Origin of the sequence: Pseudoflavonifractor phocaeensis (assembly GCF_038439875.1) — a bacterium.
Taxonomy (GTDB): domain Bacteria; phylum Bacillota; class Clostridia; order Oscillospirales; family Oscillospiraceae; genus Vermiculatibacterium.
This window is the reverse complement of record NZ_JBCDMT010000007.1, coordinates 253828-263671: the sequence shown is the minus strand read 5'-3', so window position 1 is coordinate 263671 and position 9844 is coordinate 253828. Positions and strand designations below refer to the sequence as shown.

General features: G+C 60.8%; 10 protein-coding genes. 4 read left to right on the top strand and 6 right to left on the bottom strand.

Features of this window, described 5'->3' with window-relative positions; all coding sequences use genetic code 11:
* From AAEU42_RS14465 to AAEU42_RS14440, 6 genes are all read right to left on the bottom strand, one after another.
* The coding region (locus AAEU42_RS14465) for an electron transfer flavoprotein subunit beta/FixA family protein (protein WP_342234264.1) at positions 1 to 402 on the bottom strand (402 nt) is incomplete at its 3' end.
* A 15-nt stretch (positions 403 to 417) separates the two neighbouring features.
* On the bottom strand, positions 418 to 1563 hold the full coding sequence (locus tag AAEU42_RS14460) for an acyl-CoA dehydrogenase family protein (RefSeq protein ID WP_342234263.1): 1146 nt from the start codon (positions 1561 to 1563) through the stop codon (positions 418 to 420).
* Between the two features lie 123 nt (positions 1564 to 1686).
* On the bottom strand, positions 1687 to 2466 hold the full coding sequence (locus tag AAEU42_RS14455; protein WP_342234262.1) for an enoyl-CoA hydratase-related protein: 780 nt from the start codon (positions 2464 to 2466) through the stop codon (positions 1687 to 1689).
* A 14-nt stretch (positions 2467 to 2480) separates the two neighbouring features.
* Positions 2481 to 3323, bottom strand: a complete 843-nt coding sequence (locus tag AAEU42_RS14450) for a 3-hydroxyacyl-CoA dehydrogenase family protein (RefSeq protein WP_342234271.1) — start codon at positions 3321 to 3323, stop codon at positions 2481 to 2483.
* 23 nt (positions 3324 to 3346) lie between these two features.
* Positions 3347 to 4549 (bottom strand): thiolase family protein, encoded by a 1203-nt coding sequence (locus AAEU42_RS14445; RefSeq protein WP_342234261.1) that lies wholly within the window; start codon positions 4547 to 4549, stop codon positions 3347 to 3349.
* Positions 4550 to 4675: 126 nt separating this feature from the next.
* A complete protein-coding gene (locus AAEU42_RS14440) occupies positions 4676 to 4990 on the bottom strand; it encodes a NifU family protein (protein WP_342234260.1) in 315 nt (104 codons plus the stop codon).
* 202 nt (positions 4991 to 5192) lie between these two features.
* Here AAEU42_RS14440 and AAEU42_RS14435 point away from each other — a divergent pair, with 202 nt between their 5' ends.
* The 4 genes from AAEU42_RS14435 to AAEU42_RS14420 all read left to right on the top strand — a co-directional run bounded on the left by AAEU42_RS14435 (position 5193) and on the right by AAEU42_RS14420 (position 9811).
* Positions 5193 to 6584, top strand: coding sequence for a sigma-54 interaction domain-containing protein (locus AAEU42_RS14435; RefSeq protein ID WP_342234259.1), 1392 nt, complete (start codon positions 5193 to 5195; stop codon positions 6582 to 6584).
* Between the two features lie 189 nt (positions 6585 to 6773).
* A complete protein-coding gene (locus tag AAEU42_RS14430) occupies positions 6774 to 7967 on the top strand; it encodes a CaiB/BaiF CoA transferase family protein (protein WP_342234258.1) in 1194 nt (397 codons plus the stop codon).
* Positions 7968 to 8001: 34 nt separating this feature from the next.
* Positions 8002 to 9444 (top strand): 4-hydroxyphenylacetate 3-hydroxylase family protein, encoded by a 1443-nt coding sequence (locus tag AAEU42_RS14425; protein ID WP_342234257.1) that lies wholly within the window; start codon positions 8002 to 8004, stop codon positions 9442 to 9444.
* Positions 9445 to 9544: 100 nt separating this feature from the next.
* Positions 9545 to 9811: a hypothetical protein gene (locus AAEU42_RS14420; protein ID WP_342234256.1), complete on the top strand. Its 267-nt coding sequence runs from the start codon at positions 9545 to 9547 to the stop codon at positions 9809 to 9811.
* The last annotated feature ends 33 nt before the right edge of the window (positions 9812 to 9844 follow it).

The window sequence follows — 9844 nt, the reverse complement described above, 5'->3', positions numbered from 1 at the left end:
GATCTGGGGGCCCACCTGGGCGGTGTCGCCGTCGATGGCCTGGCGGCCGCAGAAGATGATGTCGTCGGACTCCACGCCAATCTTGTGGATGGCCGCGGCCAAAATCTGAGAGGTGGCGTAAGTATCGGAACCGCCGAACTCACGGGCGGAGACCAGAACGGCCTCGTCACAGCCCATAGCCAGCAGCTCCCGGAGCATCCCCTCCGCGGGCGGGGGGCCCATGGAGACCACCACGACCTTGCAGCCGGTGGCGTCCTTCAGCTCCAGAGCCGCCTCCACGGCGGCCAGGTCGTCATGGTTAGTGATGGTGGCCATGGCGGCACGGTCCATCGTCCCGTCCTCTTTCACCGCCACCACGCCGGACGTATCCGGCACCTGCTTTACACATACAATGCACTTCATAATCAGCAACTCTCCTTATCTCATCATTGCGCCGCCGACGATCATCTTCATGGCCTCGGAGGTGCCCTCATAGATTTCGGTGATTTTGGCGTCCCGCAGCATCTTTTCCACGGGGTACTCCCGGGAATAGCCATAGCCGCCGAAGAGCTGCACGGCGTCCCGGGCAACCTCGTTGCATACGCCGGAGGCGAAGAGCTTGCACATGGCGGCCAGGGGCGCGTAATTTTCGTGGTTGTCCTTGGCCGCGGCGGCGCGCCACACCATCAGCCGGGCGGCGTCCACCTTGGTCTGCATTTCCGCCAGCTTGAACTGGGTGTTCTGGAATTTGGCGATGGCCTTGCCGAACTGCTTGCGCTCCTTGACATAGGCCAGGGCCTCGTCGATGGCGCCCTGGGCGATGCCCACGGACTGGGCGCCGATGCCGATCCGGCCGCCGGCCAGGGCCCCCATGGCGATCTTGTAGCCCAGGCCCTCTTTGCCGATGAGCCGGTCGGCGGGGACCTTCACGTCTATCATGGCTACCTCACAGTTGGAGGCGGCCCGGATGCCCATGCGGGGGATGTCCTTGCTGACGGTCAGCCCCGGCGTGTCCCGGTCCACGATAAAGGCGGACAGTCCCTTGGTGCCGCCCAGGGCGGGGTTGGTCAGGGCGAAAATGATGAAGGTGTCCGCAAAGCCGGAGTTGGTGGTAAACACCTTCTGGCCGTTGAGGATATAGAAATCGCCGTCCTTCACGGCGGTGGAGAGGACGCCGCCGGCGTCGGTGCCTGCGCTGGGCTCGGTGAGGCCGAAGCAGCCCACCTTGGTGCCGTCCACCAGGGGGCGCAGGAAGGCTTGCTTCTGCTCCTCGCTGGCGTGCTCGGAGATGCAGGAGCAGCACAGGGAGGTGTGGACGGAGATGGTGATGCCCACGCTGGCGTCCACACGGGAGATCTCCTCCATGCACAGCGCGTAGGTCAGCACGTCGGCCCCGGCCCCGCCGTAGTCCCGGGAGTAGGGGATGCCCATCATGCCGTACCGCTTCAGCTTTTCCACAAGGGCCATGTCCAACGCCTCGGCCTCGTCCATATCCCGGACCAGGGGCTTGATCTCGTTTTCCGCAAACTCCCGGAACATCTTTTTGGCCAGCTCCTGTTCCTGGGTCAGTTTAAATCCTACCATAAGTGATGATTCCTCCTGTCCTGACAAAATGAAATTGGAATGTTTGGATGCAGAGCCCCCTGAGCGGCGCCGTCTGGGGGGAAACGGCGCCGTCCGGAGGGCTCTAAGTTTTCGTATTACGGTTTATTTCCCGGTAAAGGCGGCCTCCCGTTTTTCCAGGAAGGCGGTCATGCCCTCCACCCGGTCGCCGGCCTGGAAGCTGGTGGTGTAGGCCTCGGCCTCGTAGGCGATGCCGGAGCGCATATCGGTGTCCTCGGCGGTGTTGATCGCGCACTTTGCCATGCGGACGGCCACGGGGGCTTTGGAGAGGATGAGGTTGGCCACCCGCTGGGCCTCGGTCATCAGCTCTTCGGGGGCGACCACCTTCTGCACCAGGCCGATGCGGAGGGCCTCCTGGGCGGAGATGTGTTCGGCGGTCATGATGAGGTATTTGGCCATCCCCTTGCCCACCAGGCGGGGCAGGCGCTGGGTGCCGCCGAAGCCGGGAATGATGCCCAGATTCACCTCCGGCTGGCCGAACTTGGCCTTTTCAGAGGCGATGCGGATGTCGCAGGCCATGGCCAGCTCGCAGCCGCCGCCCAGGGCGAAGCCGTTCACGGCGGCGATGACGGGCTGCCGGATGTTCTCCACGTAGTCCATCAACCGCTGTCCGAACATGGTGAAGTCCCGGCCGTCCAGGACCGCCAGATCCCGCATGGTGCCGATGTCGGCCCCGGCTACAAAGGAACGGCCGCTGCCCGTGAGGATCACGCAGTCTACGGTGGGGTCGCCGTTGATGGCCTGGAAGCAGTCCATCAGCTCGGCGATGACCGTCTCGTTGAGGGCGTTGAGGGCCTCGGGCCGGTTGATGGTCACGTAGGCCAGGCGGCCCTCCGCCCGGTACTCCACATACTGGTATGTCATTTTCCGTCCACCTCTCAATACTTATAAAAGCCTTCGCCGGTCTTTTTGCCCAGCTTGCCCGCCCGGACCATTTTCCGCAGCAGGGGGGCGGGGCGGTACTTGCTGTCGCCGTACTCCCGGTACAGCACCTCCATGACGGCCAGGATCACGTCCAGGCCGATGAGGTCGGTGAGGGCCAGGGGGCCCATGGGGTGGTTGCAGCCGTATTTCATGGCGTTGTCGATGTCCTCCACGGTGCCCACGCCCTCCTCCAGCATGAAGATGGCCTCGTTGAGCATGGGGTCCAGGGCCCGGTTGACGATGAAACCGGCTTTGTCCAGGGCCAGGACGGAGATTTTCCCCATTTTTTCCACCACCGCCATGATGGCGTCAATGGTGTCCTGGCTGGTGGAGTAGCCCTTGATGACCTCCACCAGCTTCATCACGGGGGCGGGGTTGAAGAAATGCATGCCGATGACCTTATCGGCCCGCCCGGTGGCGGAGGCAATCTCGGTCAGGGAGATGGAGGAGGTGTTGGAGGCCAGGATGGTGTCCGGCCCGGCGGCCTTGTCCAGGGCGGCGAAGAGCTCCTTTTTCAGCTCCGCCTTTTCAATGGCGGCCTCCACCACCAGCTCGGCCTGGGCGGCCTGCTCCAGCGTATCCGCCACCGTGATGGCGGCCACGGCGGCGTCGCAGGCCGCCAGGGTCATCCGGCCTTTGTCCACCTGTTTTTCCAGTCCTGCCTGGATGCGGGAGAGGGCTTTGGCGGCTACGCCGGGAAAGGCGTCGTAGAGCAGGACGGAATAACCGGAGACGGCGGCCACCTGGGCGATGCCGGAACCCATCTGACCGGCGCCGATGACGCCGATGGTCTTGATTTCTTTCATATCAGCTCTCCTCCTCAGATGCGCTCGACCAGGGTCGCAATGCCCTGGCCGCCGCCGATGCACAGGCTGACCACGCCGTAGCGGGCGCCGCGGCGCTCCATCTCGGCCATAATGGTCATCACAAGGCGGGCCCCGGTGGCGCCCACGGGGTGGCCCAGGGCGATGGCGCCGCCATTGACGTTGACCTTTTCCGGGTCCAGCCCCAGGTCCTTGATGCAGGCCAGGGCTTGGGCGGCAAAGGCTTCATTGAGCTCCCAAAGGTCGATGTCCTCTTTCTTGAGCCCGGTTTTCTGGAGCAGCTTTTGGACGGCGTAGACGGGGGCATAGCCCATGATGGACGGGTCCACGCCCGCGGAGGCGAACCCACGGATGGCGCACTTGGGGGCCAGATCCAGCTGGCGGGCCTTGGCCAGGCTCATCATGACCACGGCCACACCCTCGTCGTTGCAGGGGGAGGCGTTGCCCGCGGTGACCATGCCGGTGCCGTCGGTGAGGAAGCAGGGCTTCAGTTTTTGGAAGTCCTCCAGCTTGGCGCCGAAGCGGACGGTCTCGTCGGCGTCAAAAATGGTGACGCCCTTCCGGGTCTTCAGCTCCACGGGGATGATGTCGTCCTTGAACTTGCCGGCTTTGATGGCGGCCTCGGCCTTCAGGTGGCTTGCCAGGGCGAACTCGTCCATCTGCTCCCGGGTGATGCCGCACTTCCGGGCCACGTTTTCGGCGGTGATGCCCATGTGGTAGTGCATGAAGGGGTCTACCAGGCCGTCGTAGAGCATCCCGTCCTGAAGGGTGTCGGGGCCCATTTTGCTTCCGAAGCGGTGGTTGATGCTCAGGTAGGGGATCCGGCTCATGGTGTCGCAGCCGCCGGAGATGTAGATGTCGCCCTCTTCCAGCATGATCTGCTGGGCGGTGATGTTGATGGCCTTCAGGCCGGTGCCGCAGTTCTTGTTGACGGTCCAGGCGGGGGTCTCCACGGGGCAGCCCGCGCCCAGAGCCACCTGGCGGGCGGAGTTGGCGCCGATGCCTGCTTGGAAATGGGTGCCGAAAATCACCTCGTCCACCATATCGCCGGTGATATGGGCCCGCTTCATGGCCTCCTTGGCGCACATCGCGCCCAGCTCGGGGCAGTTGATCCCGCTGAGGGCCCCGCCGAATTTGCCGGTGCCGGTACGGGCGCTGCTGACGATAACAGGGGTTCGGCCTTCTTCTAAATGGAACATATCATGCGTCCTCCTGTGTTCTGAATTTTGGGCGGCGGCAAACTGGCCGCCTGCCGGGTTCGGGATAAGCGAATTTGCTGCTGTACAAAACCGCTGCCGATATAACAAGCAAGAATTGTGCCAATTTTAGCGGGGGGCGTGTTTTTGGGAGAGGATCTCCTTTGCCATCGAAATGAGGTCGTCGTCCAGATCCGTATCCGCCACCACGTCCTTTAACTCCGGGAACCGGGCGGTGAGCGGCGCCTTGACGATCTCCTCCGCCGTCAGCCAGGCGGAGGGGCAGCCCCGGCAGCCGCCGGTGAGCTTGAAGCGCAGCACGCCGCCGGAAAATTCCGTAATGGTCAAATCTCCGCCGTGGGCCCGCAGGGCAGGGCGCACCTGCTCATCGATGAGCTGCATCATGCCCTCCGGCAGCTGGGGCGGGCGGCTTTTTTCTCCCATTTTCAGGACCTCCTTTTTCAAATCAATTCAGCTTTTATAATTGCAGATCCTATGCCAACTTTTTTGCCGCGCCCCAATTTTTGAAAAAAGGAGGGGCCTTTACACCCGAAAATAGACGTGCTATGATAAACGAAACGCCTTGTTGAGCTGAATTTCGTATGAAATCACCAAACCCGCGGTCAAAGGAGGTCTTTCGCCCGCCATGGACAATTACTCATCCACAGGGCTGCGTCCGGAGGATTGGGAACGCATCGTCGACATTCTCCCGGACGGGATCTATGTCACAAACGCCAGGGGCCTGACTATCAAGGTGAACGCCGCCTATGAGCATATGACCGGCCTGTCCGCCCGGCAGCTGGTGGGGCGGTATATCGCGGATATCGTCAAAGAGGGGATCCTGTCCAACTCCATCACCCAGCGGGTCATCGACAAGGGCAGCGAGGTGACCGCGGAGCAGACGACGGCCAAGGGAAAACGCCTCGCCCTCCACGGCATCCCGATCTATAAAAGCGGGAGCATCATTCTGGTGGTGACCATCGTAAAGGACATCACCGTCATCAATGAGCTTGGAAAAGAGCTTGACCACAGCAGACAGATCGCCAATCAATACAAAAGCCGCCTGAATGAGCTGGAGGGCAGCCCCAGATTTGTGGCGGAAAGCCCCCAGTTCCAGGCCGCCGTCGCCCTGGCCCACAAAGTCGCCGAGGTGGACTCCACCGTGCTGATCCTGGGGGAATCCGGCACCGGAAAGGAGGTTTTGGCCCGGGAGATCTATCAAAAAAGCTACCGCCGGGACCAGCCCTTTTTGAAGATCAACTGTGGGGCGATCCCGGATAATCTGCTGGAATCGGAGCTCTTTGGATATGACAGCGGCGCCTTTACCGGGGCGAAGAAGGGCGGACACATGGGGCTGTTTGAATCGGCCAGCAAGGGCACCCTTTTTCTGGACGAGATCGGGGATATGCCCCTCCACCTTCAGGTCAAGCTGCTGCGGGTGCTCCAGGAGCACACCGTGACCCGGCTGGGGTCCACCAAGGTGATCCCCATCAACACAAGGGTGATCGCCGCCACCAACCAGGATTTGGAGCAGATGGTCAGAGAGAAGACCTTCCGGGAGGATCTGTATTACCGGCTGAATATCGTGGTTATCAAGTCGCCTCCCCTGCGGGAGAGAAAGGCGGATATTCCGAGCTTGATCAAATTCTTTGTGAAAAAGCTGAACGCCAAATACCATCTGAACAAACAACTCTCCCCGGAATTGATCTCCGCGCTGATGGATTACAACTGGCCCGGCAACGTGCGGGAACTGGAAAATATCGTGGAGCGGGTGTTGGTCACCAGTTCTTCCGACCTGGTCTCCGTTGAGGAGGCGCGTCTGCCGTGGCAGACGGCCGGTCCTGCCGGCGCCCTGGACGTGGCCGCCCCCTTTGAGGAAATATCGCTGAAAGAAGCCTGCGAGCGCCTGGAAAAACGGATGCTGCTGGACGCGGCGCGGCGCTATAAGACGACGTATCAGATCGCTGAGGCCCTTCAAATCAGCCAGCCCTCCGTCTCCCGCAAACTCAAAAAGTACCGCTGTGAGCTGCCGCAATAACAGTTGATTCAAATTTAAATCAATTATTCAAAAATAAATCAAAAAGTCCGCCTTGTGATTCAAAATCAAATCATAAGGCGGACTTTTTGTCTGATATCCCGATTTTAAACTTGGCACGCGGCTTGCACTTGTGAATAGTGCTGTACAAAACACGAGGTTAAATTCCAAATTGGCAAAGGAGTTGATCAGATGGGAGCGCCAGAAGCACTTCAAGGGCTCAAGGTGCTGGATTTTACCAGAGTCTATTCTGGTCCATACTGCACCATGCTGCTGGCGGATCTGGGTGCTGAGGTGATCAAGATTGAGGCCGTGGGAAAAGGGGACGACACCCGGGCCTTTCACCCCATCAAGAACGGCCAGAGCGGCTACTTTTCTTATTTGAACCGCAACAAAAAGAGCATTACCTTGAACCTGAAGTCGGAAGCGGGCAAGCAGATCGTTATGGAGCTGGCCCGGTGGGCGGACGTGGTGGTGGAAAACTTTTCCGCTGGCACCATAAAAAAATTGGGACTAGGCTATAAAGAGCTGGCCGAGGTCAATCCAGGCCTGATCTATGCCTCTATCTCAGGCTTTGGCCAGAGCGGCCCATACAGCAAAAAGGCTGCCTACGACGCCATCGCCCAGGCAATGGGCGGGATCACCTATTTGACCGGTTATCCCGACGGGGAGCCGGTGAAGGTGGGCCCGGCCATCTCGGATGCCGCCACCGGCGTCCACACCGCGGTGGCCATCCTCGCCGCCCTGCATTACCGGGAGCGGTCGGGGAAGGGCCAGTACATCGACATGGCCATGATGGATACCGTATTTTCCATGCTGGAAAACTCCGTGCCTATTTTGACGATGACCGGTCAAAACCCCAGCCGGATCGGCAATTCCAACCCGGGCTCCGCGCCCTATAACATGTATCACACGGCGGACGGCGGGGTATTCATCTCCACCGCCAATGACTCCCTGTTTACCAGGCTCACCACCGTGATGGGACAGCCCGAGCTGATCCAGGACCCCAGATTCAGCAGCAATCCCCTACGCAAGCAAAACGAGAAGGAGATAGACGCCATTGTGGAGCGGTGGACCCTCCAGCACACCTCCAAGGAAGTGGAGGTCATGCTGGACGAGGTCGGAGTCCCGGTGGCCTCCGCCAAATCGGTGGCGGAGCTGGTGGAGGACCCCCAGCTTTTGATGCGGGACATGGTCGTGGAGCAGGAGGTCCCTGGCGTGGGCACGGTCAAGTTCCCCGGCGATCCTCTCAAGCTCCAGGATACGCCCCCCATCATGGCCCGCCGGGCCCCGGAGCTGGGGGAGCATACCGAGGAGGTCCTGCGGAGCATCCTGCACCTGGGCGAGGAAGAGATCCGGCGGTTGAAAGAGAACCAGATCGTTTAAATATTCGTGATTTATTTTTAGGAGGAATGTCACCATGATGAATGGACAGCAGTACAAGGACAGCTTGAGGAAACTCCATCCCATTGTATATTGCAACGGCAGAAAGATCGAGAGCGTCGTGGACGATCCCATGACCGCCCCCCACGTGAACTCTGCCGCCCTGACCTACGAACTGGCCTTCGACCCCGAGTACGAAGACCTGATGACCGCTACGTCCCATTTTACCGGTAAGAAGATCAACCGCTTCACCCACGTGCACCAGAGCACCGAGGACCTGGTGAAAAAGGTCAAGATGATGCGCATGATCGGGCAGAAGACCGGCACCTGTTTCCAGCGCTGCGTGGGCTTCGACGCCCTGAACGCCTCTTACATCACCACCTACAAGATCGACAAGAAGTACGGCACGGATTACCATGAGCGGCTGAAGAAGTATATGCAGTATGTCCAGGAGACCGACATCATGGTGGCCGGGTCCATGACCGACCCCAAGGGCGACCGCAGCAAGAAGCCCAGCCAGCAGGCCGACCCGGACCTCTTTGTCCACGTTGTGGAGCGGCGGGAGGACGGCATCGTGGTCCGGGGGGCCAAGGCCCACCAGACGGGGATGGTCAATTCCCATGAGATGCTGATCCTGCCCACCACCAACCTGGGGCCCGAGGACAAGGACTATGCCGTGGCCGCCGCCATCCCCGTGGACGCGCCGGGGGTCATCCACATTTTCGGCCGCCAGACCAACGAAAACCGCCGGCTGGAAGGGGACATCGACTGCGGCAACGCCGAGTACGCCATCGTGGGCGGCGAGACCCTCACCGTGCTCAACGACGTGTTCGTGCCCTGGGACCGGGTGTTCATGTGCGGCGAGTACGATCTGGCCCAGGAGTTTGTGGAGACCTTCGCCTCCTACCACCGGCAGAACTACGGCGGCTGTAAGGTGGGCGTGGCCGACGTCATCATCGGCGCCGCGGCCTCCATGGCCGAGTACAACGGCTGCCCCAAGGCCTCCCACATCAAGGACAAACTGGTGGAGATGGTCCACCTGGCCGAGTCCATGCACTGCTGCTCCATTGCCTGCTCCGCCATGGGGCACAAGACCGAGGCCGGCAGCTATTACGTGGACACTCTGCTGGCCAACACCGTGAAGCTCAACTGCACCAAGACCATGTACGAGATTTCCCGCCTGGCCCACGACATCGCCGGCGGCTTTATCGCCACCCTGCCCTATGAGGCCGACTACCGCTCCGAGGTCTGCCACGGTTACATCGACAAGTATTTTGCCGGCGACGCCCGCTTCCCAACCGAGGACCGCATCCGTATGGCCCGCCTTCTGGAGAACATGACCGGCGGCACCGCCCTGGCGGAGTCGATGCACGGCGCCGGTTCCCCCCAGGCCATGCGCGTCATGATCCAGCGCGAGACCAACTGGGAGCAGAAAAAGAATTTCGCCAAGAGACTGGCCAAGATCAAGACCGGCGATTAATACTGCTGTCCCATTCGGCAGTTGTCCCTTTTGGGTCCCGCCCTCCCTTCTCCCACACCACCTGGGGAGGGCGGGACAATCCCTTTGTTTGGAGCTGTTTATGCTGATTGGATTGAAGTACTGCGGCGGCTGTAACCCCAACTATGAACGCCGCCGCCTGGTGGAACGGGCGCGGAAGGAATATCCGGACGTCTGCTTTGAGCCATATGATGTGGACAAGGTATATGACGTCGTGCTCGTTATCTGCGGCTGCCTGGAAGAGTGCTTTACATTCACGTGCGAAAACAGTGTCCATGGAACGCTCTGTGTCCGATCCCCCGAAGAGTACCAGCGTATCCAGGAATTCATCAGCAGCGTGAGCCCGTGATCACATCGGAAGCCCCCCAACCTCTCACCAAGC

What these genes read in the sequence shown, in the direction of transcription:
- AAEU42_RS14460 (WP_342234263.1), bottom strand. Translation starts at nt 1,563, where the DNA reads ATGGTAGGATTTAAACTGACCCAGGAACAGGAGCTGGCCAAAAAGATG.
- AAEU42_RS14455 (WP_342234262.1), bottom strand. Translation starts at nt 2,466, where the DNA reads ATGACATACCAGTATGTGGAGTACCGGGCGGAGGGCCGCCTGGCCTAC.
- AAEU42_RS14445 (WP_342234261.1), bottom strand. Translation starts at nt 4,549, where the DNA reads ATGTTCCATTTAGAAGAAGGCCGAACCCCTGTTATCGTCAGCAGCGCC.
- AAEU42_RS14440 (WP_342234260.1), bottom strand. Translation starts at nt 4,990, where the DNA reads ATGGGAGAAAAAAGCCGCCCGCCCCAGCTGCCGGAGGGCATGATGCAG.
- AAEU42_RS14435 (WP_342234259.1), top strand. Translation starts at nt 5,193, where the DNA reads ATGGACAATTACTCATCCACAGGGCTGCGTCCGGAGGATTGGGAACGC.
- AAEU42_RS14430 (WP_342234258.1), top strand. Translation starts at nt 6,774, where the DNA reads ATGGGAGCGCCAGAAGCACTTCAAGGGCTCAAGGTGCTGGATTTTACC.
- AAEU42_RS14425 (WP_342234257.1), top strand. Translation starts at nt 8,002, where the DNA reads ATGATGAATGGACAGCAGTACAAGGACAGCTTGAGGAAACTCCATCCC.
- AAEU42_RS14420 (WP_342234256.1), top strand. Translation starts at nt 9,545, where the DNA reads ATGCTGATTGGATTGAAGTACTGCGGCGGCTGTAACCCCAACTATGAA.